This window comes from Agrobacterium sp. SOY23, assembly GCF_027212525.1.
Lineage (GTDB): Bacteria > Pseudomonadota > Alphaproteobacteria > Rhizobiales > Rhizobiaceae > Agrobacterium > Agrobacterium tumefaciens_I.
Genome location: NZ_JAPWDT010000002.1, coordinates 353,349 through 378,653, shown reverse-complemented (window position 1 = coordinate 378,653; position 25,305 = coordinate 353,349). Strand labels below are relative to the sequence as shown.

Genomic DNA, 25,305 nt, shown 5'->3' with positions numbered 1-25,305 from the left:
AATCATCCGTTGGCTGTTGAGAGGTTGGACTCAACCTTTAGGATTTTTCAGACATGACGTCGATTATTTCTTCCCTGAATGTCAATCAGATCAAATATCTTTCGACAGCGGCGGTCGCAGCCTGGACGACCGAAGACGTGGCATCGCTTTCCACGGCTCAGATCAGATCCCTCTCCTCGGCTCAGCTTGCAGCATTGGATACAGAGGATGTCAAAGTTCTCGATTCCCGACAGTTGAGCGCCATTTCGCAAGGCGCCATAGTTGGTTTGACGCTGGATCAACTGAACATCCTCGATCAATACGCCATCACCAGTCTCAATACGGGGCAGATTTCTGCACTCACCGCCACGCAGCTTGATGCCCTGACCGCAGATCAGGTCGAGGCTTTGACCTCATCCCAGGTGGGTGCCCTCAACGCGACCCAACTTGCCGCTCTGAGCGCGCAGGATATCGCAACCTTCTCGACCGCAGACATTGCAGCGATCAAGGCTAAAGCCATGCCAGGCTTGAGCACGGAAGCGATAACGGAGCTTACCCCAGAACAGATCGCTGCCCTCAGCACGAGCGCAATAGCAAGTCTGACGACCACTCAAATCGCGGCCTTGAGACCGGATCAGGTCGAAGCCCTGTCTCCGATACAGGTCAAGGTGTTGAATTCGATGCAACTCGCGGCCTTGAGTGCGGAGGACATAGCAACCTTCTCCACCGCCGATATCGCGGCAATTACGGGCAGAGCCGTATTGGGCCTGAGCACGGAGGTGATCGCAGGGCTTAGCTCAGATCAGACCGCTGCCCTGAACACGGGCGCGGTTGCGACCCTGACGACCAGCCAGATCGAAGTCTTGAGCCCCGATCAGATCGCCGCGTTGACGACGGCTCAGATTGCCGCACTCAAAACGACGCAGATCGCGGCCTTGAGCACGCGCCAGATCGAAGCCCTCTCGCCGGCGCAGGTGACGTCGCTGAGTGCGACGCAACTTGCGGCCCTTGGCGCCGAAGATATAGCAACATTCTCCACCGCCGATATCACCGCAATTACGGCTAAAGCGATACTCCGCTTGAGCACTGCGGCGATCGCCGCGCTTAGCTCAGATCAGATCGCTGTATTGACGACCGCCCAGTTGAGTGCCCTCGGCGCAGCACAGTTCCAGGCCTTCGCTGACCAGATAGACACCCTGTCGACTGCTCAGATTGCCGCCCTGAGTATCAGCGCAATCGCAAGCCTGACAGTCGATCAGATCGAAGCCTTGAGCACCGATCAGGCCGAGGCTCTGTCCTCGGCACAGGTGAGAGCACTGACTTCGACACAACTCGCAGCCTTGAGTGTGGAGGACCTGGCGACATTCTCGACCGCCGATATAGCAGCAATCACAAATAAAGCCGTGCCGGGCTTGAGCACGGATGTCATCGCAGCACTTACAAATGGCCAGATCGCGGCCCTCAGCACCAATGCGATAACAGGCCTGACGACCGATCAGATTGAAGCCCTGAGCGGTAACCAGGTCGGCCTTCTCTCCGCCGCGCAGCTTAAGACATTGAGTGCGGCACAAGTTGCAGCCCTGGACAACGATATTACGGTTCTGTCAACCAGCCAAACCGCCATGTTAAGCGTAGCGGGCATCAAGGGTCTAACCACCGATCAGATTGCAGCCTTGAACGCCGGTCAGTTTTCGGCCTTGACCACCGTCCAGATCGGGATTCTCAGCTCGGGACAGATTGCGGCAATGAGCACGGACACCATAGCGTCGCTTTCCGCAATCCAGATTGCGGCAATCAGCGCCTCCAGCGTCTCGGGACTTTCGAGCAACCAGATCGGCGCTTTGAGCACTGATCAGATTTCGCGCCTGTCGACCAAGCAGATAGCAAGCCTGAGCTCGGCGCAAATTGCCGCCCTGAGCACAGATGACATAGCGGCTCTGTCAAAAGCCCAGATCGCCTCCCTGAGCGCCGCGGGCATTGCGGGACTGAGCTCCCGGCAACTGGCGGCTTTCAGCGCCAGTCAGGCAGAAGCGCTGACGAGCGCACAGGTCCTCAATCTCGACGCCACGCAGGTTTCGGCGCTGGGACCGGACGGTCTGGCGAAATTCACACTTAGGGAGATTGCCGCCATCAGTTCGAAGGCTATCCCGGGATTGTCGGCAGAGACCATAGCCTCCCTGACGACAGCTCAGATTGCGGCCCTGAATATGGAAAGCATCAATGCGCTGAGCACCGCGCAGATCGCCGCTTTGAGTACCGCCCAGGTAGCAGCGTTGACCAATGCACAGGTCAGCGCTCTCAGCGCAAAACAGATCGCGGCCCTGAGCGCGGACGACATTGCAACCTTCTCGACCAAGGACATTGCGGCGATCAGTTCCAGTGCGATCCAGGGTTTGTCCGCTGAGACAATAGCCTCCATGGCAGCAAGTCAGATATCGGCTCTGAACACGCAAAGCATCAGTGTCCTGAGTACTGCACAGATCGCCGCCTTGAGTACCGCTCAGGTCGAGGCCTTAACCACCGCCCAGGTGGGCGCTCTTAGCGCAAAACAGATCGCGGCACTCAGCGCGGACGACATTGCAACCTTCTCCACCAAGGACATTGCGGCGATCAGCCCCAGCACGATCCAGGGCCTATCGACAGCAACGATCGCTTCGCTAACAGCAGCCCAGATCGCAGCGCTGAGTAAGTCTGCCATTGCTGGACTGAGCACCGGACAGGTCGCCGCCCTCACCAGCGGTCAGATGGAGGCCCTCACCAGTGTCCAGATCAGTGCCCTCACCTCTAGGCAGATCGGAGTGCTGAGCACGGATGACATCGCCTCGCTCTCGGCAACCCAGATCGCCGCGCTCAGTGCTGCGGGCATGTCAGGTCTGACCACCGATCAGATTGCGGCCCTCACCAGCGATCAGGTCGAGGCTCTGACCAGCGCCCAGATCGGTGCGCTCAGCTCGAAACAGATTGCAATTTTCGATACCGGTGAGTTGAGTACCTTCACCACTGCCGAGCTGGCTGCAATCAGCTCGAATGCGATCCCGGGCCTGTCGACAGCTACAATCGCCTCGCTGACGACTGCGCAGATTGCAGCACTAAGCGCGACAGCGGTATCGGGCATGACCAATGATCAGATCGCAGCACTCGAGCCCGATCAAATGGCCGCCCTGACCAACACCCAGGTCGGCGCCCTCACCTCCAAACAGATCGCGGCGCTGAGCACGGACGACATCGCCTCGCTCTCGTCGACCCAGATCGCCGCCCTCGGCACTGCGGGCATAACGGGCCTGACGGTGGATCAGATCGCGGCCCTCAACATCGATCAGGTGGAAGCTCTGACAAGTGCCCAGATCGGCGCTCTCAGCTCGAAACAGATTGCCGCCCTTGGCCCCGATGCTCTAAGCACGTTCACAACCGCTGAGCTGACCGCAATTAGCTCGAATGCAATCCCGGGCTTGTCGACAGCAGCGATTGCCTCGCTGACGACGGGTCAGATCGCGGCCTTGGGAACGGCTGCAATAGCAAGCCTGACCGCAGGCCAGATTGACGCACTTAGCACCGATCAGGTGGATGCCCTGAGCAGCGCCCAGGTCGGCGCCCTCACCTCCAAACAGATTGCGGCGCTGAGCACAGCAGATATAGGCTTGCTCTCAGCAACCCAGATTGCTGCCCTCGGGACGGCAGGCATAGCTGGCCTGACCACCGATCAGATCGCAGCCCTCAGCACCCATCAGGTGAGCGCTCTGACAAGCGCCCAGATTGGCGCGCTCAACTCAACACAGCTGGCGGCGCTGAGCACCGATGATCTGAACACCTTCACCACCACAGAACTGGCTGCAATCGGCATGAGTGCGATCGCGGGCTTGTCGGCAGAGACTATCGCGTCGCTGACGGCGGCGCAGACCGCGGCACTCAGCACCGCAGCAATAGCGGGCCTGAGCACCGGACAGGTCGACGCCTTGACCAGCGGTCAAGTGGGTGCCCTGACCAACGCCCAAGTCGGCGCGCTTACCGCCAGACAGATTGCGGCACTGAATACCGCCGACATCGCCTCGTTTTCAACAAGCCAGATCGCCGCTCTGGACGCCAAGGCTGTGGCAGGCCTTGGCAGCGCACAGACCAGCGCAATGAGTGTTGGGCAGGTCGAAGCATTCTCCGCCGGTCACATAGCATCATTGAGCTCGGATGCGCTTAAGGGCCTGTCTGCGGCCATGCTGGACACCTTCTCGCCGGAGGAGCTCGCCGCAATCGGCCCGAGCGCGATAAAGGGATTGTCTACGACCTTCATCGCCACCCTTTCGTCCTCCGAGGTTGCAGCCTTGAGTACAGCGGGCGTCGCCGGATTGACAGGCGACCAGATCAGCGCTCTCGGCAAGGGCCAGATCCAGGCGCTTTCCACCGGCCAGATCGCCGCGCTGAGTTCGTCCGCACTTTCCGGGCTGACGATAGAGGGTCTGAAAACATTCTCGACCGAAGAACTCGCCGCGATCAGTTCGACGGCGATCAGGGGCCTGTCCGCCACCGTTGTAGCGTCCCTGTCGTCTGAGGAGATAGCCGCTTTGACGACAAGCCAGGTCGCTTCTCTGGGTTACGGCCAGGTGGCAGCAATGGGTTCTGCGCAAATCGGCGCGCTGTCAATTTCACAGGTCGCCGCCCTTAAATCAATGCAGGCAGCGGCGCTTGGCGGAGACGACCTCGCCGCATTTTCCACCGAGCAGATCATCAGCTTGAGTTCAAACGCGATCTCCGGACTGAGCACCAGTGCGCTCGCCGCCTTGACGGCCTCCCAGGCGGCCGCCTTCACTCCAGGCCAGATCGCCGCCATGACGCCGACGCAGGTGGCGGCACTGAATAGCGACGAACTGGCAGACAGCCCCGCCCAGAATATCGCGACCTCCACTTCAACCGATGAGCCGAGCGTCGCTGCAGCCATTTTGTCCTATCTGGACGTCTGATTTTCGCGCATGAGACGCGCGGTGGAGACTGATATTCTTGTTGGAAGATCACTGCGCGAGGATCGAGATCTCGTTAAGCGCCTAGCCAATCAAGGAATGGGGCCATCCGCTACACCTGCTTCAAGCGGTCGCTCTCGAATGCAAGTCTACCGAATACTCCAAGACTCTGCAGATAGGGGCTGCACGAGCGCCGGCTCAAAAAGAGAATGACCCTTTGCAGCTTACGAAGCTGCCGGCGGCAACGTCCGCGACCACATGTGCTTTATTTTGGTACTTACAGGCTGACCGCCCTTAATCGCCTCGCTGCCAGGATTACCAAGAAAATTTTAATGCCATACCGTATGTTATTAGCTAATTTAGACGATAAAAACTCATCGTGACACAGACATATCTAGAGCGACTTGCAATTTAATTTGCCCTTGCCTTTTCAGACCCATTTTGTATTTATGGATACTGATTTTATCAAATACTTCGATCTGTTTTCCAGAAATTTCTATGTGGCAAACAATCATGCCATTCACCAGCAAATTACAGGTGCGATAGTCTTGAAGCTCGTAACCACTCAAATAATAAGCGCTTTTAACGGCTCCAATTTCCCGACGAAGTGAATCCAGCACTCCCGGATCGCCTCCTTCTTCCAGAAGATAACGAGCCCCCTCCTGAAGTTCAGTCTTATATTGTTCTTCAACTGCACTGCCGATCAATTTCATTCGCTCAGTTTTCAAATTGGGTTTCTAGAAACGCTTGACACCGTTTTCGCGTGGCGTCCTATTGACGCCAGCACGCGCCGACAACACGAGATCAACTTGAAGGACGACTCGCTCTTTTCTTTCGGCTCCTCGGTTCAAGTGTTTCCATATTGGTTTCAACGAGGCGAAATCTCCGATGGTTATACTACGATGTTTTGACCTCCTCCATTAAACTTACAAATTCGGTTTCACTTAGTTCAAACTCTGGCCCCTCCTCCATTGCCATTAAAGTGAGGATTAGGCCGTCCGTTTTCGGCGTAAGCTCCAAGCCGTGCTGCAGATAAATGCGGGTTGCTATTCTCGAAACTTGAGTTGGATCGAAACCACCAACCAGACCCCTCTCAAACATTACGGCTAATTCGTCAGGTGCCAGTGTCATTTCCATCCCTCGAGTTCTGCCGTTTATGGATTTCAGGATTTGGACTAGCGGCCATCAGTAGACAAGTTTGAAGCGTTCCTCATTTACATCACCGAATAGCGACAAAAATCTACGGGCTGATAAGACTGCACCATTTATATTCTCGCGAGAAAGTGATGAGAAATCAGCGATTCCATCTAAGTCGGGCGTGCTCATCCCGTCGATAAAGAGAAATCGCTCAATTCCAAAAATGAATATACCATTTTGTTCACATAAATGAATGAACTGAAGCGCTTGCTCCGCAGTCAAATATTCCGTTTCCATCTTGCTTAGACCTCATTCAAAGGGAGACTCCCAGTTGGGATCCGTGCGATCTGAGACTTGAACGATGTCTCCAGTTCGGTTGTTTCTCACAACGTAGGAACCATCTCAGTTAATGAACGCAGTTGCCGGACCATCATTTCGCGCACCGGTTTTGGGATTATGCCGAGTGTCACGGGTTGTGACGGTTCGCTGAGGTTGCGCAATTGTCTCGTTGATTGAGTCTCTATCCCAGCCTCGCCGGCCGATTTGCCGCTCAATCTTGGGCGCTATTTTGGTTGCTATAGTATTTGCCGCGCCTTCGGTAACCTGTGCAGCAATGCCGTTCGACACAGCGCTTCCGAGCCTGGTCTGTCCGAGCTTTTCAGCAATGCCGGGGCGGCTCAAATTGTCTCAACGGTGGCGCGTATTGCATAGCCGAAAGTCTTATGCTCCACCCAACCAGACATCGTTTGCCCACGTTGCGAGGTTGGGCCAAGTCTCGGTCGTTGGACCGTTGTGGTCCCAGAAATGTATTTTGCCATCGGGCGCGATGCAGTAGTAGTCACCGTTGTCTTCACATATTGGAAGCCAATCGTGGGGTAGGCCAGCGCTACGGCCTTGTTCAATAGCCGATCTCAATTCCCCATAAACGCCACCCATCTCTTCATTTAGAGTAAGTGGCGACAGGTAACCGATGAAAGCGTTAGATATGCTCTTGAGAAATTCTTTATAGTCTTCCGAGAATTCGAAACCCGTGGCGGCTTCGTATCTCGCTATTAGAGCATCATCTGGAAGCGGAGTTTTACGTTTTCGCGGATCATCTAGTCGATTCACTTCACTAATAATCGCGTCAATATGTTCAGTCACCAGATACATTTCCTAGAAATCGTTTGCTCGGTTTATCCAATAAGTCCGCCGCCAGGAATTAAATTGGGTACGGTTGATGCCAGATGGAATTTCATTGGTACTGACATGAATAACCTTGGAATTTGTCTTATGAAAGGTTGGGGTCATTTCAGCGTATCAGTAAGTCTGAGGCATTCCTGCCGATGGTCGACCGTACTGATCGAGCCGCGATAGGTTTCGGCCTTCCAGTTGAATGTGTATCGATATCAGCGGATTTTCCGGAGACGCCCAAGATCAGGGAAGAAGCGCAAACCATAACCCATCATGATCGGGCACAAGCTTACCAGCCTTCCAATCACTAATGATTCTCATCGCCATTTCTTCATGAGATCCGTGATATTTCATTTCAGGAACCCAACCTGGAAGGTCTGATGAGCTTTTGACAGGAACCGCTCCTCGTTTAAGAAGAGCCACCACGCAACGATATCCAAAATCTTCGAGTTGCTCGTCCGATAAACCAAAGCTATCAATGCCCACCGGAATAATCTGCCATAACCCGACGGCATCCACCTCCAATTCATTCGCAACACGGGCGATCCACTCGCTGATCGGTGTTCCAAAATACTTTTCAACAGGCTCTTGGGTCATTGCTGGTGTACCTTAAAACCTTTGGGATATCCGGGAATATCAATATCCAACGTTATCCCGGAATTGTTGGAGGTTCGGACACCACCCGTCCTCCGCTTGGGAGATCGTACCAAACGCCCTAGCGTGGATAAGTTTTAATGTCCGGTCGAAAATGGAGGCTGTTCAGACTTATTAAAATTATCTATGTAAAAATTGAGCATCTCCAGAAGCTTTATTACTTCAGAATTTTCGCCTCCAATTCTTGTCTCGAATTCAAATATATCTATGCCATTCAGCACTTCATTTAAGGATGATGATAGAATAGTTAATTCTTTTTTACTAAATTCGATGCTGATTTTAGCGTTCTTAATTGGCGTTTCCGAAGGGTTCATTGTCCTTACCTCATGTTGTCAAAATACAATTTTCCGTTCTTTGGTTGGAAAATAGTCCCACCGTCTCCTGCTTTGGGGTTGTGTATAATTACCGATTGATACTCGTCGTTCCAGTATGCAGTTCTACCACCACCCAATGCCTTTACATCTGAAGGTTTCCTCATTGTTTCGCCGATAAAGTCGGCAAGTTGCGCTCTAGTTCGTATGCCCATACCGGCCAGTTCGCCTTTTTCAAGTATATGCTTTTGGAATGCGTGACCATCAGCAATTTGTTTCGAAACAATTTCGATTTCTTTGCTGCTGAGCGAGCCGCCTGCCTTGATACCCACGACTCCAATGATTGCTGCGGTAGTGACCCCGACGAGGAGTTTGAGGTCTTTGGTATCCTCAAAGGAAAGACCGTGTTTGGCAGCAATGTCGGCAATCGCCCGCTCGCTGGCCTCCTTGCCCAACGTGCCGGCTGCCGCAAGCGGCTCGAACGCTGCCTTGTATTCCTTGTAGCCTTCCTCACCGAGCGTCAGCCTTATCGTGACATCCCGGATGAACGAGGCCGACATACCGATCACCTGGAAACCCGCGACCAGCTGTTCGTCCGAACCCACCTTGCGTAACTGTGCCGCAAGTGTTTTGACGCTGCCCGGCAGTTCACCCTTGCCAGCCGCACCGGTCACATATTTCTCGGTATAGGTCTCCATCAGCGTCGCCAGCATCTGTATGCAGGCTTCACGCTCATTCGCCGTCAGTTCAGCGATCTCCTTGCCGTTTTTGTCGAACAGGACGCATCCAGATGCATAGGCCGGCGTGAACAAAAGATCGAGGAGATTGAAGCCTTGCCGGCCCGCGCAGGTCGCAAGCGCTGCGATATCGAGTGTGCCGGAATCCAGCGCTTTGGCGACTTTACGGGCTGTCGCCAATTCATCCGGTGTCAGATCACCGGAAGCCGCAAGCTTTGCCCCCAGTGCCTCGAAGGCGTCGCCAAGAGCCTTGCCGACGACGTCGATCCCCTCTGCCGCAGCCTTCAGGCTGTTGGTTGAAAGATAGAAATCGATGCCGACATGTTTGTCCTTTGTGATCTCATGAGCCTTGCCCGGATCACGGTTGAGTTCGGAGAGGGGATTTGTTGCACCGTCGTGCTCAAGCGCTGCCTGCTGATCGGGATTGCGAACGACGATGTCCCCAGGGCCGACGGTGGCGCGGACGCTCTGGCGGGTATCATCGAGCTGATAGCTGCCTTCGAGCGTGCTGTTGCCGACCGGATTGGCATCGGTTCCCTTGCCGCCGGTGAGATCGAGGCCGAGATTGGCACTGAAGCCCTCATACTGCTTCTGGCCCTCGAAATTCTCATGGGTAAGCGTGCCTGTGTCGAGAGTGAGATCGCCCGAACCGGAGACGATCTTGCCGGCACCGAGATGGGTATTGCCGCCGACGGTGACATTCATCGTGTCCGCGGAAACGAGACCCGACTGTTCGGAAACCCAGTTCGTCGACCCGGAGCCCGCACCGCCACCGATCTGAATACCGGAGATGAGGCTCTTCCCGCCGCCGAGACTAAAGCCGCCGGAGGTGGATTTGTTCGTGGTCTCGCCGGTATCGGGAACGGAGACGATGGTGAGATCGCCGCCGATGTCGGCCGTCACTGTCTCACCGGCAACGAGCGCGCCGGCGAGTGTCGTGTTGTTGCCCGACTGGATGACGATGTCGCCGGTACCGCTGACGTGGCTGTTGACCTGGGTAGTTCCGTTGGCGTTGGCCTTGGCCGTGGACGCACTGGCGCCGCCTGTCAGCCCGACACCGACGCCACCCGACAGGCTGACGCCGCCGCCAATGCCGATACTGGCGCCGGCGGACGTGCTGCTGGACGACGAACTCTGCGTCGCCTCGGCGCTTTTAAGGGTAATATCATTGCCGGCCGAAAGCGTGATATCGCCGGCCTTGTCGTCGGCGCTGTCGACCGGCAGGCCATAAGCATCATAGCCGGCCGAGATTTGCACGCCATGGCCGGTGATATCGCCGGATGCGGCTTCGATCGTCACCGAGCGGCCGGCATTGATTTCGGTGATGACGGGAACAGAGCCCGTCCCCGCCGCCTTGTCTTTTGTATAGGTGAAGCCGGCGGTGAGCGAGGCCGAAGCGACATTGCCGTTGACGACGGTGTCGAGCGCATCATAGGCCTTGAGCGATGCAAAGGCAGCATTGGCGGCGGAGTATCCGAGATCGTGCCCTCGACGACGACCAGCCGCAAAAGCGCTGTTCCGGCAACATCCTGTAGGGGAACATAGGCGCGTGAAGTCACGAATCCTTTGTCCAGATAGATGTCAGTAATGGCCTTGAGCAGGGTGGTGATATCCGCAACGCCGATACAGCGATTATTGTAACGCTGCGTCATTTTTCCGAGATCAATGGCAGACAGCCTCGTCGCACCTTCGATCTCTACACGCGAGATATCGAAGCATGGGCCAGTGGACTTGGCGTTGCCTCGTGATGCCGGGTTCCCATGGCTGACGACGCTATCAGGCGTGACCTGTTTCAGGTTCTCAAGCCGCTGCAACTGCTGTTGCTGATCCTGCCGGCGGGAAAAATCATCGGCGGGCGACTGTGCAGTTGCGTGCCCTGACGCGAGCAGGCTTGCAAAAAGCGAAATGACAAAGGTTCGCTTGAAACTGTTGGGCGCGCTCCTCGGGGAATTGGCTGAGATTCGAGCAACCGGCACAATTGCGAGACAAAAGTCAGGAGGGACTAGCCGTCGGAAACCAGGAATAAAAGCAGCAAATGACATATTTCGGAGGCCTGCATTTGAATGAAGTTTGTCGCGGCAATGCCGCCCATGCTTCACTCTTCAGCTGTCCTTGCTGTCGATCCCATACCGGGTGCATAGATCAGTTCATCTGATCCAAGAAGCGTTAAAGTAGTAACTTTCTTTGCGAAACGATAGTCGCAAGTCATTTACTCAAAGAACCGCGCACGTTAAAAATTCACATAATAATCAATCCTGCCAACGCTATGGCATGGATATCGCTTTTCATCCGTGAATTTTAAGCGCGATCCGCCAATTTCAAGCCCTTCGGTTCTTCGAGTCAAACAACAACCAGAAGTTACTGCAATACACATCTCCATGCAAGACACTGATAAAGACCAAAGTTAAGAGGAAACTAAAATTGCTTACGGGCATCCGCCAGCCCTACCGTTGGGTAAGCCCCGATAGTCAGCGTTTTTCGCTTCCCGAAAAAGTCATAATCGAAGCGCCAAGACTTGCCGCCTGCAACCGATAGGTAAAGGTAAGCCCCTTCTCATCAGAGAGTTTGCGCGGCTTGCTGTCGGCTTTGGCGTTCTTAACCTGAATGCCTGTCAGTGCCATTTTACGGTATCGGCTTCCCACGACGATGACGAATGCCGTAATTTTCACCGACAAAATTGCTGGATGTCACTGCATACCGTTGCACGACCTTACGCGCGCGCGAGGCAAAAACGCTGTAAAATCAGCGTTTCTTGGACGTCATCGTTCTTGTTGGAAAAGTCGCTGGAGCGGGTGAAGGGAATCGAACCCTCGTATTCAGCTTGGGAAGCTGCTGCTCTACCATTGAGCTACACCCGCGTGCGGACTAAGACATCGGATAGTTCCGAGCGGGTGTCAAGCACCCGCCGGGTTCATTGTTCGGCGCGAAAATGCTTGGAGAGCTTCAGCCCCTGGGCCTGATAATTGGAGCCGAGGCCAGTGCCATAGAGACCCTCCGGTTTCTCAAACATGTGCTCGTAAACCAGACGGCCGACGATCTGGCCGTGTTCGAGGATGAAGGGCACTTCGTGGCTGCGGACCTCAAGCACGGCGCGGCTGCCGGTACCGCCGGCTTGCGCATGGCCGAAGCCGGGATCGAAGAAGCCGGCATAGTGCACGCGGAATTCGCCCACCAGCGGATCGAAAGGGGTCATTTCGGCGGCATAAAGCGGCGGCACATGCACGGCTTCGCGTGAAACGAGGATATAGAATTCATCGGGATCGAGGATCAGTTCCGCACGGCCGCGGGCAAAGAGCGGCTCCCAGAAATCGAGGACGTCGTGCTGGGCCTTCTTGTCGACATCCACCACCGCCGTGTGATGTTTGCCGCGATAGCCGATCAGCCCGTTCTCACCGAAACCCTTGAGATCGATCGACAGCGCAATGCCGCCGCCCGTCACGTTCGGGTTTTCACTCGCCACCAGCGTTTCTGTCTCGTGCAGCTTCAGCAGTTCACTTTCATTGAGAAGTGCGTGGCCGATGCGGAAGCGGATCTGTGACAGGCGGGAGCCGCGACGCACGACGATGGGGAAAGTGCGCGGGCTGATTTCCAGATAAAGCGGGCCCGTATAACCAGCCGGGATCTTGTCGAATTCCTGTGCATTGTCGGTCATCACGCGGGTGAAGATGTCGAGACGGCCGGTCGAGCTTTTCGGATTGGCCGAGGCCGACATGTCCGCCGGCAGATCAAGGCTTTCCATCAGGGGAACGATATAGACACAACCGGTTTCCAGCACCGCGCCCTGGCTGAGATCGACCTCGTGCAGGCTGAGACGATTGAGCTTGTTGATGACACGGGTTCCGGGGCCGGGCATGAAGCTTGCGCGGACGCGATAGGCCTTCGAGCCAAGCCTGAGATCGAGGCTGGCGGGCTGCACCTGGTCGACATCGAGATCGGCCTCGCTTTTCAGCTTGCCGCCCGCAAACAGCGCCCGGATTGCGCCATCCGCCAAAATGCCCGTGGTTCTCGTCATGGTCATCATTCCTTTTTACGGCGACAAAACCAAAAGGAAAGCATTGACGCAAGCCGGTAACGGCAGTATGGCAAGCTTATCCCGTGGTGATTTGGCCGGTCGGCTTGCAGCCACGTTAAACAAGTGGCTAAAAAGACCGGGTGCTAGGAACCGGTCTGCTTTTGCGGCCGGTTTTTTTGTTTTGAAGGTGATCACATGAGCAATAAATGGCGCCCGGCAACCCAGCTCGTTCACGGCGGTACGCTACGCTCACCCTATGGTGAAACGTCGGAAGCGATCTATCTGACCCAGGGTTTCGTTTACGAGAACTCCGAAGCCGCCGAAGCGCGTTTCAAGGGTGAAACGGACGGCTTCATCTACGCCCGCTACGCCAGCCCCACCAATGACATGTTCGAAAAGCGCATGTGCCTGCTGGAAGGCGCCGAAGACGCCCGCGCACTTGCGTCGGGCATGGCCGCCGTCACCGCCGCCATCATGTGCCAGTTGCGCGCCGGCGACCATATCGTCGCTGCACGCGCCCTTTTTGGCTCCTGCCGCTGGGTGGTTGAAACACTTGCGCCGAAATATGGCATCGAATGCACGCTGATCGACGGACGTGATCTCGGCAATTGGGAAAAGGCAATCCAGCCGAACACCAAGCTGTTCTTCCTCGAAAGCCCGACCAATCCGACGCTCGAAGTCGTGGATATTGCCGGTGTGGCGAAGCTCGCCAACCAGATCGGCGCCAAGGTGGTGGTCGACAACGTCTTCGCGACGCCGCTCTTCCAGAAGCCGCTCGAACTCGGCGCCCATATCGTCGTTTATTCGGCCACCAAGCACATTGACGGCCAGGGCCGCTGCCTCGGCGGCGTGATCCTTTCCGACAAGAAGTGGATCGAAGAAGAGCTGCAGGATTATTTCCGCCATACGGGCCCGGCCATGTCGCCCTTCAACGCCTGGACGCTTCTGAAGGGCATCGAGACCCTGCCGTTGCGCGTGAAACAGCAGACGGCCAATGCCTCGAAGATCGCCGATTTCCTCGCCGATAACGGCAAGGTCGCCAAGGTCATCTATCCCGGCCGCGCCGATCACCCGCAGGCTGATATCATCGCCCGGCAGATGTCCGGCGGCTCCACCCTGGTGGCCTTCGAACTGAAGGGCGGCAAGGAAGCGGCCTTCAAGCTGCAGAACGCGCTTGAGATCGTGAAGATTTCCAACAATCTCGGCGATGCCAAGAGCCTCATCACCCATCCCGGCACGACGACGCACAAGAACCTCTCCGACGAGGCGCGTGCCGAACTCGGCATTTCCGGCGGCACGCTCCGCCTTTCCTGCGGCATCGAGGATACCGACGATCTGCTGGAAGATCTGGCAAAGGGTCTTGCGGCCGTTTCCGGCTGAAAATTCAATCCGCAAATCGCCATGGCCTGACCGCGTGTCGGGCCATGGTTTGCCCAAGCGGCCGGAAAAGCCCGCATCAGGCAACCAATATTTACCTTTATCGTTATCCCTAACGGTGGAAAACAGCGCAACAGGAGACGCCCCCTGCCCGTCAAGTCATTCATTTTCTTGACGATAGCCAGAGCCTATAGTGTAGGATGCGGCGGCAGGCATAATATCGAGGTGTGGCGCGTATGTATCGTGCTCTGACAAGGGATATCGAGGTAACGGTCGATCCGTATTATCTCGAGGAACAATCCGACCCGGATGACGATCGTTACGTCTGGGGCTACAAAGTCGTGATCGCGAACAATTCCGATGTCCCGGTGAAACTCGTGAACCGTTATTGGCATATTACCGATCAGAACGGACAGGTGGACGAGGTCTACGGGCCGGGCGTCGTGGGCGAACAGCCGCAGCTCAAACCCGGCGACAGCTATGAATACTCTTCCGGCTGCCCGCTGGATACGCCGTCAGGCCTGATGTTTGGCCATTATGAAATGGAAACGGAAAATGGCGAGGTGTTCAACGTCACCATACCCGCCTTTTCGCTGGATTCACCCGGCCTGATGCGCGTTCTGAACTGACGACATCCACCCGCCAAAGGAAAAGCCGCGCCTCTTAGAGCGCGGCTTTCGATTCAGGCATTCTCAAAAGATTCAGGCGTTCTCGAATTCGCTGACATCATAGCGATAGGTGGTGGAGCAGAACTCGCAGGTTACGGCAATGGCGCCGTCTTCCTCGCTCGCCTTGATCTCCTCGGCGGTGAAGCCGGAGAGCACACCTTTGATCTTGTCCCGCGAGCAGCTGCAGCGGTCGAAAATGGCCTGCGGATCATAGATGCGCACGCCGCTTTCATGGAAAAGCCTGTAGAGCAGGCGTTCCACCGGCACCTGCGGATCGGTCAGTTCGTCAGTATCCACCGTGTTCAGCAGGGTTACGGCTTCAGTCCAGGCATCGTCCTCCTGCACCTCGTGGCCGCCCTCGTCACCATCGCCACCGTGCAGGTCGCGCATGCGCAACCGCTCGGGGGCCTGTGGCAGGAACTGCGCGATCAAGCCACCTGCACGCCAGCCGTGGCGCGGCTTGCCTTCACCGTCGCGGTCGAAGAACTCGGCGACGCCAAGGTGCACGCGGGTGGGAAGCTGTTCCGACTGGCGGAAATAGACCCCGGCAATGTCTTCCAGCGAAGAGCCATCCAGCGGCACGATGCCCTGATAGGGCTGCATGCCCATACCCTGATCGATGGTGAAGGCGAGAATACCGTTGCCCAGCAATTGCTCCGGCGAGGTTGCACCGGCCGCAACCGCTTCCGCCAGCCGCTCCTCATCAAAACGGGCATAAGCGCGCATGCTGTCCGGCGCGGAGAAATCGGCAACCAGCAGGTCAACCGGGCCGTCGCCCTTGGTCTGGACGGTCAGCTTGCCGGAAAACTTCAGCGAGGTGCCGATCAGCGCCGTCAGAACCGTCGCTTCCGCCAGAAGGCGGGCAACCGCGGCGGGATAATCGTGCCGTTCGAGGATGGCGTTCAGCAGCGGCCCGACCTGTACGGCGCGGCCGCGCACATCCAGACCTTCGACCTGAAAGGGCACAACCTTGTCGTCGCCAGCAAAATCGAGATCGTCCAGTTCAACCGTTACATCTGCCATGTGATACTCCTTGGCGCAGCCGTGGCGCCGCTACCGTCCAAAAGTCCGGCTTTTAAATGTGGTTTTTTCGCTTGTCGCACAGAGACCCGGGAAGCGAAACCGCCTCCGGAGAAAAACGTGCAAATCGTGATGACGGCCCGCCAGCAAACCGACGAGCCTTTTCGAAGTCCCACAGATGGTAATCGGTGCGTATAAGTTCAAGCACCCGGCCCGACGACGATCAAGACCGGGTGAATTCCTCAGATCACGCCCATGCACCAGGCGATGACGGACTTCTGCGCGTGGAGACGGTTTTCCGCCTCATCGAAGACCACCGATTGCGGGCCGTCGATCACGGCATCCGTCACTTCTTCACCGCGATGCGCCGGCAGGCAGTGCATGAACAATGCGTCCTTTTCCGCCTTGGCCATCAGCGCCTCGTTGACCTGATAGGGCTGGAAGATGTTGTGGCCGCGCGCCTTGTGCTCCTGGTTCATGGACACCCAGGTATCGGTGACAACGCAATCCGCACCCGCAACCGCCTTTTCCGCGTCATGATACAGCGCGATCTCGCCGCCATTGTTGCGAGCCCAGTTCAGGAACTTGTCATGCGGTTCGGATCCCATCGGCACCGCCATCGTCATGCGGTAACCGAAGCGTGCCGAGCCCTCGACAAAGGAGTGCAGCACGTTGTTGCCGTCACCCGTCCAGGCGATGGTCTTGCCTTTGACCGGACCGCGATGTTCTTCGAACGTCATGATATCCGCCATGATCTGGCAGGGATGGGTATCATCCGTCAGGCCATTGATGACCGGAACCGTTGCGTGTTCGGCAAGCTCGAGCAGGCGTGAATGGTCCGTGGTGCGGATCATGATGGCATCCACGTAACGCGACAGCACCTTCGCGGTATCGCCGATCGTTTCCGCACGACCGAGCTGCATTTCCGTACCAGAGAGAAAAAGGGTCTCGCCGCCGAGCTGGCGCATGCCGACATCGAAGGAAACGCGGGTGCGGGTGGAGGGCTTTTCAAAGATCATTGCCAGCATCTTGCCGGCAAGCGGCTTTTCCGCCGTTCCGGCCTTCGTGGCGACCTTGCGTGCGCGCGCATCGTCAAGAATTGCCCGCAGATCCTGCGAGCCGACGGCCGACAGGTCGAGAAAATGTTTAGGTGAAGCCATTTCAAACTGTCCCATGCTCGCGAGCCTCCGGGAAGAGGCCCGCCCTTTATTGTTTCCTCAGGCGATTTTCGCCTGCTTCGCGGTCAGGGATGCGGCTGCCGCTTCCACGCGTGCCAGACCTTCGCGGGCCTCTTCCGCCGTGGTGACGAGCGGCGGCAGCAGGCGGATGACGTTGTCTCCCGCCGGTACGCCGAGCAGATGTTCCGCACGCATGGCCTGCAGCAATTCGCCCGAGGGAACCCGGGCCTTGATGCCGAGAAGCAAGCCTTCGCCGCGAATTTCCTCGATCACATCCGGATAACGATCCTTCAGCGAGGCAAGACCCTGGCGGAAGACCAGCGCGACATCACGGACCTTTTCGAGAAAGCCTTCGGAGAGAACGACGTCGAGAACAGCATTGCCGACCGCCATGGCCAGCGGATTGCCGCCATAGGTGGTGCCATGCACGCCGGCCGTCATGCCGGAAGCGGCATCCGCCGTGGCAAGGCAGGCACCAAGCGGGAAACCGCCACCGATACCCTTGGCAACCGCCATGATGTCGGGCGCAACACCGGTCTGCTCATAGGCGAAGAGTTTGCCCGTGCGGCCGACGCCGGTCTGGACCTCATCGAAAATCAGCAGCATGCCATGCTCGTCGCAAAGCGAACGCAGCAGCTGGAGGAATTCCTTGCTGGGCGCGCGGATACCGCCCTCACCCTGAATGGGCTCGATCAGAAGTGCGGCCGTCTCCTGCGTGATGGCGGCCTTCAGCGCGTCGACATCGCCGAACGGCACCTGGTCGAAGCCTTCGACCTTGGGACCGAAACCTTCGAGATATTTCTGCTGGCCACCGGCGGCGATCGTCGCCAGCGTGCGGCCATGGAAGGCGCCTTCGAAGGTGACGATGCGAAACTTTTCCGGGTGACCCTTGGAATAATGATAACGGCGCGCGGTCTTGATCGCGCATTCCAGCGCTTCCGCGCCGGAATTGGTGAAGAAGACCTTGTCCGCGAATGTCGCTTCCGTCAGGCGCTTTGCGAGTTTTTCCTGTCCGGGCACTTCATAAAGGTTGGAGACGTGCCAGACCTTCTCAGCCTGGGTCTTGATCGCTTCCACGAGGTGCGGATGGGCGTGGCCCAGCGAATTGACCGCGACGCCGGCCGCAAAATCCAGATATCGCTCGCCGCTTTCCGTGAACAGCCAGACACCCTCGCCTCGCTCGAAGCGCAGGGGGGCTCTTGCAAACGTATCGAACAATGGCGCGGCGGCTTCGGCCATGGCTGTATCACTCCTTGCGCGGATGCGCTGTCAGACGGTTGTCAATAGGCTGGCGAGGTTATCCCCCGCCTGAAAATCAAAAATGCCGCCTTGCGGCGGCACCGGCACTATTGTCACTTCGCCTGCCGATGTCAACAAAAGTCCGCATTTCCCGGGCGTCTCAAGCACTAGTAGACGGTGGCGAATGAGCCCCAAGGTGTTGCCTTTCAGACTCAACTCGCCAGCAAGTTGGGGAAAACCGGAAAATCGATTCCAGATGATTCCCCCGACTCTTGCCACGGAGTCGGGCTGGCACTAGGTTAATCGCTAATTACTAGACTGCATTGCGGCGGAACTAGTCACCGAAAATCTGGCGGAAACCACGCTTGCGGCACGCCCGCGGGGCGGAGAGGGATTCTGCCGAAAATACACGCGAAAAGCGGAGAAGCGGCATGAACTGGACAGACGAGCGAGTCGAGAAACTCAAGAAATTGTGGTCCGAGGGGCTTAGCGCCAGCCAGATAGCAGCACAGCTGGGCGGTGTCAGCCGTAATGCCGTGATCGGCAAGGTCCACCGTCTCAATCTGCCGGGACGCGTCAAGGCCGGCGGCCCGGTCACTTCGGCGCGTTCCGCGCCCAAGCGCACAGCCGCCCCTGCTCCCCGCGCGACAAATTTCGCGACCCGCGTCAACGCGACGCCCGCACGGGTCTTGAGCCGCTCCAACGCGGCAACGGCGCTGCATGAGGAAATCGATATCGAGACCGCCGAAGTTCTCGACTATGTTCCCTCCAGAAACGTCGTAACGCCGATTTCCCGTCGCCTGACACTGACGGAACTGACGGAACGCACCTGCAAGTGGCCGGTCGGCGATCCGCTCAAGGACGATTTTCATTTCTGCGGTTGTGAAGCACTGGAATCTTCGCCCTATTGCAAGTTCCATGCAAAGCTCGCCTACCAGCCGGTGAGCGAGCGTCGCAAAGCTTGAGTGTTGCGGCACGCATTTGACACTCAAAAACTACGGGCCTTCGGGCCCGTTTTTTTTATGACATAAAGTCAGAGGTTCTTTGCGGTCTCGGAATCAACCCAAGGGCAGATATCCCGCACCTCGCCTTCCTGAAAACCGGGCATGTTCCTCTGTCCACCGGTTTGAATTTCTGGACAGGGTCCACGACTTTTGTTCTTACCGAGTTTCAGCCACATCGCGACGTAGTGTGCCCAAACGAGGCGTAATGTCGTCCTTGCGGCGACGGATTGCACCAGACACTCCGGCGTCATCCCTGGGCGTGTCGCGAGGATCCGCAACCTTTGATTTTTTGACGCGCATATCCTCCGGGAGGCGTTCGCCATCAACTGCAGGCGGTATGGAAACCTGACGGCAGCGGTGTGATCCGACAATCCGGACTGGCCCGAATTTGAGGTCGCCCCTGACTACGGGGCCTGCTTTTGAAAAGATTCATTGTCAAAAAGCCCAAAACCGTTTCTGGTTTCGGGCTTTCTAAATTTTTGGTTGCACTATCGGCCTTGGCGAAACTGTACTGTTTGGCCTGGCTCAGGCTTCCATCGAATATCCGGCACCACGCACAGTGCGGATGACATCCTGCATATGCGAAAAATTGAGCGCCTTGCGCAGGCGTCCGACATGAACGTCGACGGTGCGCTCGTCGACATAGATATCGTGGCCCCAGACGCCATCCAGCAATTGCGAACGGGAAAACACCCGGCCCGGAGAGGTCATCAGGAACTCCAGCAGGCGGAACTCCGTCGGGCCGAGGCGCACTTCGCGGCTTTTGCGGTGAACGCGATGGGTTTCGCGATCCAGCTCGATGTCACCGCATTTCAACACCGAAGACAGGACCTCGGGACGCGCCCGGCGCAGCATGGCCTTGACGCGGGCCATGAGTTCCGGCGTCGAGAACGGCTTGACGACATAATCGTCAGCGCCGGTAGCGAGGCCGCGAACCCTCTCGCTTTCCTCGCCGCGCGCGGTCAGCATGATGATGGGCAGGCGTTCGGTTTCCGGCCGCATTCTCAAACGCCGGCACAGCTCGATGCCGGAAACACCGGGCAACATCCAATCCAGAATGAGAAGGTCCGGAATACGCTCCTGCAGCCTGATTTCCGCCTCGTCGCCACGGGGTATCGTGTCGACGTCATATCCCTCAGCCTCGAGATTGTAACGAAGCAGGACGCTCAACGCCTCCTCGTCTTCCACAACTGCAATCTTGGGCACCATATGCTAACTCCGCAAGCCTTCGCCTGTCTGTTACTCGGTCACCGAACCGAGCGTGTTGGAACTGTCGTCCTTCGGACGCTCGCCCTCCGGCTGGCTGCCGGTGGTCATGTAATAGATCGTCTCGGCGATATTGGTGGCGTGGTCGCCGATACGCTCGATGTTCTTGGCGCAGAAGAGAAGATGCGTGCAGGTGGTGATGTTGCGCGGATCTTCCATCATGTAGGTCAGAAGCTCACGGAAGAGCGACGTATACATGGCGTCGATTTCCTCGTCGCGCTCGCGGATGGCATTGGCCTTCTCGGCGGAGCGGGTGGAATAGACGTCAAGCACTTCCTTGAGCTGTACCAGCGCCAGCTCCGACAGGTGCTCGATGCCACGGGCGAGCTTGCGCGGCACGCCGGTTCCGGCAACAGCGATCACGCGCTTGGCGGTGTTCTTGCCAAGATCGCCAACGCGCTCCAGGTCAGCTGCAATACGCAGGGTGCCGATGATCTCGCGAAGGTCGGCCGCCATCGGCTGGCGTCTGGCGATGGTGACGATGGCCTTGTCGCCGATCTCGCGCTCGGAGTGGTCGAGGATCGCGTCGTCGGAAATGACCTTCTGGGCAAGTGCGGCATCGGAATTAACGAGCGCACGCACGGCGTCGGCGCACATCTGTTCCGCAAGACCGCCCATTTCGGCGATGCGACGTGTGAGGAATTTCAGTTCGTCGTCATAGGCCGACAGAATATGCGAATGGGTCGTTGTCTGTGTCATGGTCTAGTCCTCCGGCTTGGCCTGCATGCGCGTGCCCGGAAGCGGGCACGGCAGAGGCACCAGTCTTGTTCGGTTTCGAGAAAGCGCCGGCCAGGATCAGCCGAAGCGGCCCATGATGTAATCCTGCGTGCGCTGGTCGTCCGGATTGGTGAACATCTTGTCAGTTTCGTTTTCTTCGACGAGATGACCAAGGTGGAACATGGCCGTGCGCTGGGAAACACGTGCCGCCTGCTGCATGGAGTGCGTGACGATGACAATCGTGTAATTTGTCCGCAGTTCGTGGATCAGCTCCTCGACCTTTGCAGTCGCGATCGGGTCAAGCGCCGAACAGGGTTCGTCCATCAGGATCACTTCCGGGCTGACGGCAACCGCGCGTGCGATGCACAGACGCTGCTGCTGGCCACCGGAAAGACCCGTGCCGGATTCGTGCAGACGATCCTTCACCTCGTTCCAGAGACCCGCCTTCTGCAGGCTCTGTTCGACGATCTGGTCCATATCCGCCTTGTTGCGGGCAAGCCCGTGGATGCGCGGACCGTAGGAAATGTTTTCGTAGATCGACTTCGGGAAGGGGTTCGGCTTCTGGAACACCATGCCGACGCGGGCACGCAATTCCACGACGTCGATCTGCTGATCATAGATATCGTCGGTGTCGAGCGTGATCTTGCCGGTGACCCGGCAGCCGTCGATCGTATCGTTCATACGGTTCAGGGTACGCAGGAAGGTGGACTTGCCGCAGCCGGACGGGCCGATCAGCGCGGTCACCGTATTTTCCCGAACGTTGAGGTTCACGTCGTAAAGCGCGCGCTTTTCGCCGTAATAAACCGAAACGTCCTTGCCAATCATCTTGTATGAAACTTCATTCATTTTCTTGTCCAGCGCCTTTTCAACTGCTGCTTCCGACAACATGTTCATTGCTCAATCTCCCTCTACCAGCGCCGCTCGAAGCGGCGACGCAACAGGATTGCGCCAACATTCATGACGATGAGGAACAAAAGCAGGATGATGATAGCGCCGGATGTCCTTTCGACAAAGGCGCGTTCGGCTTCGTTCGCCCACATGTAAATCTGCACCGGCAGGGCCGTGGACGGATCCATCGGCGTTGTCGGGTAATTCGCGACGAATGCCACCATGCCGATCAGCAGCAGCGGCGCCGTTTCGCCCAGTGCGTGGGCGAGGCCGATGATGGTGCCGGTCAGGATGCCAGGCATGGCGAGCGGCAGCACATGGTGGAAGATCGTCTGCATCTTGGAAGCGCCGAGACCGAGTGCGGCGGCGCGGATCGACGGCGGCACGGCCTTCAATGCGGCACGGGTCGCGATGATGATCGTCGGCAGCGTCATCAGCGTCAGGACAAGACCGCCGACCAGCGAAGCCGAGCGCGGAAAGCCCATGAAGTTGATGAAGACCGAGAGACCGAGCAGACCGTAAACGATCGAGGGAACGGCCGCGAGATTGTTGATATTCACCTCGATGAGATCCGTCAGACGGTTCTTCGGGGCAAATTCCTCAAGATAGATGGAGGCTGCGACACCGATCGGCAAGGACAGCACCAGGACGATCATCATCATATAGAAGGAGCCGATGAGCGCCACGCCGACACCCGCCGCTTCCGGACGGCTCGATGCGCCGTTAACGAAGATGCCGGTGTTGAAATGCTTGCCAAGCTGGCCGCTTTCGGCGAGCTGGTTCATCCAGCCGAGCTGCTGGTTCGAGATGCGGCGGTTCGCTTCATCCGCGGTCAGATCGACCTGGCCCTTGAAGGCACTGTCGACATCACCCGACGCCAGAAGCGTAACGGTACGCGTGGTGCCGATGACGGCAGGATCGGCGACGACGATGTCACGCAACTGCGTGCGCACGCTGTCCGAGATCATGACGTTGACGGCGCGAAGGCCGGCGCGGTCGGTCGGCGCAACGCCGAGAACCTTGGCAACCGCATCGCGGGCGATGACGGGGTAATTGGCCGTCATCAGCTTTGCGGGATTTGTGGCACGCTCATTCTTCGGATCGATGATCTGTTCCGAGAATTCGACCGGAACGGTGATCATCGTCTGCTGGAAGGCGGTGTGGCCCTTGGATACGACCGACCAGAGCAGCAGGAAGAGGAAGATGAGGCCGAACGAAATCGCTGCCATTCCGTAGGCACGGAAGCGACGTTCGGCGGCATAGCGGCGCTTGATGCCGATATCACGGCGCGTGGCCTTGTTCACGGCGCTGGCGCCGGCTGCGGGAGAGACGATGTCGGTCATTCATATTGCTCCCGGTATTTGCGCACGATGTAAAGCGCGTAGATATTCAGGCAAAGCGTGATGGCGAAAAGCGTGATGCCGAGCGCGAAAGCGACCAGCGTCTGCGGCGAGGTGAATTCAAGGTCGCCGGTAAGCTGGCTGACGATCTTGACCGTGACGGTGGTCATGGGCTCGAAAGGATTGAGCTGCAGGCGCGCCGCGACACCCGCCGCGAGAACCACGATCATGGTCTCGCCGATGGCGCGCGAGGCCGTCATCAATACGGCGCCGACGATGCCGGGAAGAGCGGCGGGAACGATGACCTTCTTGATGGTTTCGGACCGGGTGGCGCCGAGGCCGAGCGAGCCGTCGCGCAGCGAGCGCGGCACGGCGGTGATGATGTCATCCGACAGCGACGAGACATAGGGGATCAGCATGATGCCCATGACGAAGCCGGCGGTGATGACGCTCTGCGCCTGGATGAAATTGGCGTAGTCACCCGTCGCCAGACCGTTGATCTGCGCGGAGATGTCTCTGAGGAAAGGACCGACCGTCGTCAGCGCGAAGAAGCCGTAGACGATGGTGGGGATGCCTGCGAGCACTTCGAGCAGCGGCTTTGCCACCGCGCGAAAGCGCGGCGAGGCATATTCCGACATGTAGATCGCCGAGAACAGGCCGACGGGAACTGCGACCAGCATGGCGACGAGGCCGATATAGAGCGTGCCGGCGAGCAGCGGGATCAGGCCGAACTGACCGGAGGAGTCCGTCGCACCGGCTGCCGCAAACCGCGGATCCCACACGGTTCCGAAGAAGAACTGGTGCGCAGGGACCATGGTGAAGAACTGGATCGCCTCCGTCAGCATCGACAGGACGATACCGATGGTGGTGAGGATGGCGATGGACGAGGCGACGAGCAGCGCCGCGAGAATGACCTTCTCCACCTGGTTGCGCGCCCTGAAGCGCGGGGCGATCGCCCGCAGCGCATAGGCTGCACCGCCAAGCGCGACCAGCAGCACCGTCGCAATCATCGCGATGCGGCTGGTGGAAGTCATGGCGTTGAGCGTTTTGGCGGCATCGACCATGAACCGCTCGGGATCACCGGCGATCGCGACACCCTTTGATGCCAGAAGCGGCCGGACCGCTGCCGTGTCCGCCTCAACCTGCGCGGTTTCCTCCGGCGTCAGCCGCTGAAGGCCGCGGGCGATGGAGGTCACCATGCCATAGGTCAGGCTCTGCTGTGCCTCGGATTGCGCCCGGATATCCTCCGGGAAATTGCCGCGCACCGCAGAGGTGACGAGCAACGGGCTGACGACCAGCCAGGCACAGAGAATGAACGCCGCGGGCAAGACAGCCCAGACGACCGCGTAAGAGCCGTGATAACCGGCACGGGAATGCATGCTGGAGGGGCGACCACCAGACAGGACAACAGCGCGGCGGCTGCCGAGCAGATAGCTGCCGATGCCGATGAGCGCCAGTATCAGCAAAAGGATCGATGTGTTCATTAGAGTTCCCTCGGCGTGCCTCAAGAGCACGGTGCGATATCGGGCAAATCAAAAAGTCATCAAAACGAGACCGCTGGACCATCCGGAGATGCTTGCCGCCTGACTGTAATAAAGTCTGGCAAGCGTCAAGGTTGATACATCCTATCCATCTGTAATCCATTAATAATCATGTGGA

General features: G+C 57.7%; 22 protein-coding genes, 1 tRNA gene, 2 pseudogenes and 1 riboswitch. Of the genes and pseudogenes, 4 read left to right on the top strand and 21 right to left on the bottom strand.

Annotation, left to right across the window (positions count from 1 at the left end; all coding sequences use genetic code 11):
• Positions 1 to 53: 53 nt before the first annotated feature.
• Positions 54 to 4,928, top strand: coding sequence for a beta strand repeat-containing protein (locus O3S81_RS07045; RefSeq protein ID WP_269341845.1), 4,875 nt, complete (start codon positions 54 to 56; stop codon positions 4,926 to 4,928).
• 371 nt (positions 4,929 to 5,299) lie between these two features.
• On the opposite strand, the gene O3S81_RS07040 is transcribed toward O3S81_RS07045, so the two are convergent.
• The 13 genes and pseudogenes from O3S81_RS07040 to O3S81_RS06990 form a co-directional block, all read right to left on the bottom strand.
• The gene (locus O3S81_RS07040; protein WP_269341843.1) at positions 5,300 to 5,638 is read right to left on the bottom strand and encodes a hypothetical protein; all 339 of its coding nucleotides are present in this window, start codon (positions 5,636 to 5,638) and stop codon (positions 5,300 to 5,302) included.
• Positions 5,639 to 5,822: 184 nt separating this feature from the next.
• Positions 5,823 to 6,062, bottom strand: a complete 240-nt coding sequence (locus tag O3S81_RS07035; RefSeq protein WP_269341841.1) for a hypothetical protein — start codon at positions 6,060 to 6,062, stop codon at positions 5,823 to 5,825.
• Between the two features lie 48 nt (positions 6,063 to 6,110).
• Positions 6,111 to 6,359, bottom strand: a complete 249-nt coding sequence (locus O3S81_RS07030) for a hypothetical protein (protein WP_269341839.1) — start codon at positions 6,357 to 6,359, stop codon at positions 6,111 to 6,113.
• Between the two features lie 12 nt (positions 6,360 to 6,371).
• A pseudogene (locus O3S81_RS26610) lies at positions 6,372 to 6,689 on the bottom strand (colicin E5-related ribonuclease).
• A gap of 93 nt (positions 6,690 to 6,782) precedes the next feature.
• Entirely contained in the window at positions 6,783 to 7,214 is a 432-nt protein-coding gene (locus tag O3S81_RS07025) for an SMI1/KNR4 family protein (protein WP_269341836.1), read from the bottom strand.
• Between the two features lie 3 nt (positions 7,215 to 7,217).
• Positions 7,218 to 7,352 (bottom strand): HNH/ENDO VII family nuclease, encoded by a 135-nt coding sequence (locus O3S81_RS26605; RefSeq protein WP_442864883.1) that lies wholly within the window; start codon positions 7,350 to 7,352, stop codon positions 7,218 to 7,220.
• 126 nt (positions 7,353 to 7,478) lie between these two features.
• Positions 7,479 to 7,832 carry a hypothetical protein gene (locus O3S81_RS07020; RefSeq protein WP_269341834.1) on the bottom strand — a complete coding sequence of 118 codons (354 nt, stop codon included), beginning with the start codon at positions 7,830 to 7,832 and terminating at the stop codon, positions 7,479 to 7,481.
• A gap of 376 nt (positions 7,833 to 8,208) precedes the next feature.
• Complete coding sequence (locus O3S81_RS07015; protein ID WP_269342420.1) at positions 8,209 to 10,254, bottom strand: hemagglutinin repeat-containing protein; 2,046 nt, start codon at positions 10,252 to 10,254, stop codon at positions 8,209 to 8,211.
• Entirely contained in the window at positions 10,233 to 10,979 is a 747-nt protein-coding gene (locus O3S81_RS07010) for a POTRA domain-containing protein (RefSeq protein WP_269341833.1), read from the bottom strand. The genes O3S81_RS07015 and O3S81_RS07010 overlap by 22 nt, the downstream gene beginning before the upstream one ends.
• A 373-nt stretch (positions 10,980 to 11,352) precedes the next feature.
• Positions 11,353 to 11,424 (bottom strand): annotated as a pseudogene (locus O3S81_RS07005) (hypothetical protein); the annotation flags it as partial.
• The gene (locus tag O3S81_RS07000) at positions 11,406 to 11,558 is read right to left on the bottom strand and encodes a hypothetical protein (protein WP_269341831.1); all 153 of its coding nucleotides are present in this window, start codon (positions 11,556 to 11,558) and stop codon (positions 11,406 to 11,408) included. The pseudogene O3S81_RS07005 and the gene O3S81_RS07000, both read right to left, overlap by 19 nt.
• A 163-nt stretch (positions 11,559 to 11,721) precedes the next feature.
• Positions 11,722 to 11,795, bottom strand: a tRNA-Gly gene (locus tag O3S81_RS06995).
• A gap of 53 nt (positions 11,796 to 11,848) precedes the next feature.
• Positions 11,849 to 12,949 carry a 2'-deoxycytidine 5'-triphosphate deaminase gene (locus tag O3S81_RS06990; RefSeq protein WP_269341830.1) on the bottom strand — a complete coding sequence of 367 codons (1,101 nt, stop codon included), beginning with the start codon at positions 12,947 to 12,949 and terminating at the stop codon, positions 11,849 to 11,851.
• A gap of 73 nt (positions 12,950 to 13,022) precedes the next feature.
• Positions 13,023 to 13,101: riboswitch (SAM riboswitch) on the top strand.
• 43 nt (positions 13,102 to 13,144) lie between these two features.
• Here O3S81_RS06990 and O3S81_RS06985 point away from each other — a divergent pair.
• Together O3S81_RS06985 and apaG are read left to right on the top strand one after the other, a co-directional pair.
• Positions 13,145 to 14,329, top strand: a complete 1,185-nt coding sequence (locus O3S81_RS06985; RefSeq protein WP_269341828.1) for an O-succinylhomoserine sulfhydrylase — start codon at positions 13,145 to 13,147, stop codon at positions 14,327 to 14,329.
• 233 nt (positions 14,330 to 14,562) lie between these two features.
• Positions 14,563 to 14,955, top strand: a complete 393-nt coding sequence (apaG, locus tag O3S81_RS06980) for a Co2+/Mg2+ efflux protein ApaG (RefSeq protein ID WP_010970890.1) — start codon at positions 14,563 to 14,565, stop codon at positions 14,953 to 14,955.
• Between the two features lie 72 nt (positions 14,956 to 15,027).
• Here apaG and O3S81_RS06975 read toward each other — a convergent pair whose 3' ends face one another.
• The 3 genes from O3S81_RS06975 to O3S81_RS06965 all read right to left on the bottom strand — a co-directional run bounded on the left by O3S81_RS06975 (position 15,028) and on the right by O3S81_RS06965 (position 18,431).
• Positions 15,028 to 16,017: an Hsp33 family molecular chaperone gene (locus O3S81_RS06975; protein ID WP_269341825.1), complete on the bottom strand. Its 990-nt coding sequence runs from the start codon at positions 16,015 to 16,017 to the stop codon at positions 15,028 to 15,030.
• Positions 16,018 to 16,256: 239 nt separating this feature from the next.
• Positions 16,257 to 17,174, bottom strand: coding sequence for an ornithine carbamoyltransferase (gene argF / locus O3S81_RS06970; protein ID WP_269341822.1), 918 nt, complete (start codon positions 17,172 to 17,174; stop codon positions 16,257 to 16,259).
• A 57-nt stretch (positions 17,175 to 17,231) separates the two neighbouring features.
• Positions 17,232 to 18,431 (bottom strand): aspartate aminotransferase family protein, encoded by a 1,200-nt coding sequence (locus O3S81_RS06965; RefSeq protein ID WP_269341820.1) that lies wholly within the window; start codon positions 18,429 to 18,431, stop codon positions 17,232 to 17,234.
• Positions 18,432 to 18,862: 431 nt separating this feature from the next.
• Between O3S81_RS06965 and O3S81_RS06960 the strand changes: the two genes are divergently transcribed.
• Positions 18,863 to 19,396, top strand: a complete 534-nt coding sequence (locus O3S81_RS06960; protein WP_269341819.1) for a GcrA family cell cycle regulator — start codon at positions 18,863 to 18,865, stop codon at positions 19,394 to 19,396.
• A 564-nt stretch (positions 19,397 to 19,960) separates the two neighbouring features.
• Here the strand turns inward: O3S81_RS06960 and phoB are convergent.
• From phoB to pstC, 5 genes are all read right to left on the bottom strand, one after another.
• Positions 19,961 to 20,644 (bottom strand): phosphate regulon transcriptional regulator PhoB, encoded by a 684-nt coding sequence (phoB, locus tag O3S81_RS06955; RefSeq protein ID WP_003493692.1) that lies wholly within the window; start codon positions 20,642 to 20,644, stop codon positions 19,961 to 19,963.
• 30 nt (positions 20,645 to 20,674) lie between these two features.
• Positions 20,675 to 21,400, bottom strand: coding sequence for a phosphate signaling complex protein PhoU (gene phoU, locus O3S81_RS06950; protein WP_077985368.1), 726 nt, complete (start codon positions 21,398 to 21,400; stop codon positions 20,675 to 20,677).
• Positions 21,401 to 21,496: 96 nt separating this feature from the next.
• A complete protein-coding gene (pstB, locus tag O3S81_RS06945) occupies positions 21,497 to 22,312 on the bottom strand; it encodes a phosphate ABC transporter ATP-binding protein PstB (protein WP_269341816.1) in 816 nt (271 codons plus the stop codon).
• A 14-nt stretch (positions 22,313 to 22,326) separates the two neighbouring features.
• Entirely contained in the window at positions 22,327 to 23,649 is a 1,323-nt protein-coding gene (gene pstA, locus O3S81_RS06940; protein ID WP_269341815.1) for a phosphate ABC transporter permease PstA, read from the bottom strand.
• A complete protein-coding gene (pstC, locus tag O3S81_RS06935; protein WP_269341813.1) occupies positions 23,646 to 25,130 on the bottom strand; it encodes a phosphate ABC transporter permease subunit PstC in 1,485 nt (494 codons plus the stop codon). The genes pstA and pstC overlap by 4 nt, the downstream gene beginning before the upstream one ends.
• Positions 25,131 to 25,305: the final 175 nt, after the last annotated feature.

What these genes read in the sequence shown, in the direction of transcription:
- O3S81_RS07045 (WP_269341845.1), top strand. Translation starts at nt 54, where the DNA reads ATGACGTCGATTATTTCTTCCCTGAATGTCAATCAGATCAAATATCTT.
- O3S81_RS07040 (WP_269341843.1), bottom strand. Translation starts at nt 5,638, where the DNA reads ATGAAATTGATCGGCAGTGCAGTTGAAGAACAATATAAGACTGAACTT.
- O3S81_RS07035 (WP_269341841.1), bottom strand. Translation starts at nt 6,062, where the DNA reads ATGGAAATGACACTGGCACCTGACGAATTAGCCGTAATGTTTGAGAGG.
- O3S81_RS07030 (WP_269341839.1), bottom strand. Translation starts at nt 6,359, where the DNA reads ATGGAAACGGAATATTTGACTGCGGAGCAAGCGCTTCAGTTCATTCAT.
- O3S81_RS07025 (WP_269341836.1), bottom strand. Translation starts at nt 7,214, where the DNA reads ATGTATCTGGTGACTGAACATATTGACGCGATTATTAGTGAAGTGAAT.
- O3S81_RS26605 (WP_442864883.1), bottom strand. Translation starts at nt 7,352, where the DNA reads ATGACCCCAACCTTTCATAAGACAAATTCCAAGGTTATTCATGTCAGT.
- O3S81_RS07020 (WP_269341834.1), bottom strand. Translation starts at nt 7,832, where the DNA reads ATGACCCAAGAGCCTGTTGAAAAGTATTTTGGAACACCGATCAGCGAG.
- O3S81_RS07010 (WP_269341833.1), bottom strand. Translation starts at nt 10,979, where the DNA reads ATGTCATTTGCTGCTTTTATTCCTGGTTTCCGACGGCTAGTCCCTCCT.
- O3S81_RS07000 (WP_269341831.1), bottom strand. Translation starts at nt 11,558, where the DNA reads ATGGCACTGACAGGCATTCAGGTTAAGAACGCCAAAGCCGACAGCAAG.
- O3S81_RS06990 (WP_269341830.1), bottom strand. Translation starts at nt 12,949, where the DNA reads ATGACGAGAACCACGGGCATTTTGGCGGATGGCGCAATCCGGGCGCTG.
- O3S81_RS06985 (WP_269341828.1), top strand. Translation starts at nt 13,145, where the DNA reads ATGAGCAATAAATGGCGCCCGGCAACCCAGCTCGTTCACGGCGGTACG.
- apaG (WP_010970890.1), top strand. Translation starts at nt 14,563, where the DNA reads ATGTATCGTGCTCTGACAAGGGATATCGAGGTAACGGTCGATCCGTAT.
- O3S81_RS06975 (WP_269341825.1), bottom strand. Translation starts at nt 16,017, where the DNA reads ATGGCAGATGTAACGGTTGAACTGGACGATCTCGATTTTGCTGGCGAC.
- argF (WP_269341822.1), bottom strand. Translation starts at nt 17,174, where the DNA reads ATGGCTTCACCTAAACATTTTCTCGACCTGTCGGCCGTCGGCTCGCAG.
- O3S81_RS06965 (WP_269341820.1), bottom strand. Translation starts at nt 18,431, where the DNA reads ATGGCCGAAGCCGCCGCGCCATTGTTCGATACGTTTGCAAGAGCCCCC.
- O3S81_RS06960 (WP_269341819.1), top strand. Translation starts at nt 18,863, where the DNA reads ATGAACTGGACAGACGAGCGAGTCGAGAAACTCAAGAAATTGTGGTCC.
- phoB (WP_003493692.1), bottom strand. Translation starts at nt 20,644, where the DNA reads ATGGTGCCCAAGATTGCAGTTGTGGAAGACGAGGAGGCGTTGAGCGTC.
- phoU (WP_077985368.1), bottom strand. Translation starts at nt 21,400, where the DNA reads ATGACACAGACAACGACCCATTCGCATATTCTGTCGGCCTATGACGAC.
- pstB (WP_269341816.1), bottom strand. Translation starts at nt 22,312, where the DNA reads ATGAACATGTTGTCGGAAGCAGCAGTTGAAAAGGCGCTGGACAAGAAA.
- pstA (WP_269341815.1), bottom strand. Translation starts at nt 23,649, where the DNA reads ATGACCGACATCGTCTCTCCCGCAGCCGGCGCCAGCGCCGTGAACAAG.
- pstC (WP_269341813.1), bottom strand. Translation starts at nt 25,130, where the DNA reads ATGAACACATCGATCCTTTTGCTGATACTGGCGCTCATCGGCATCGGC.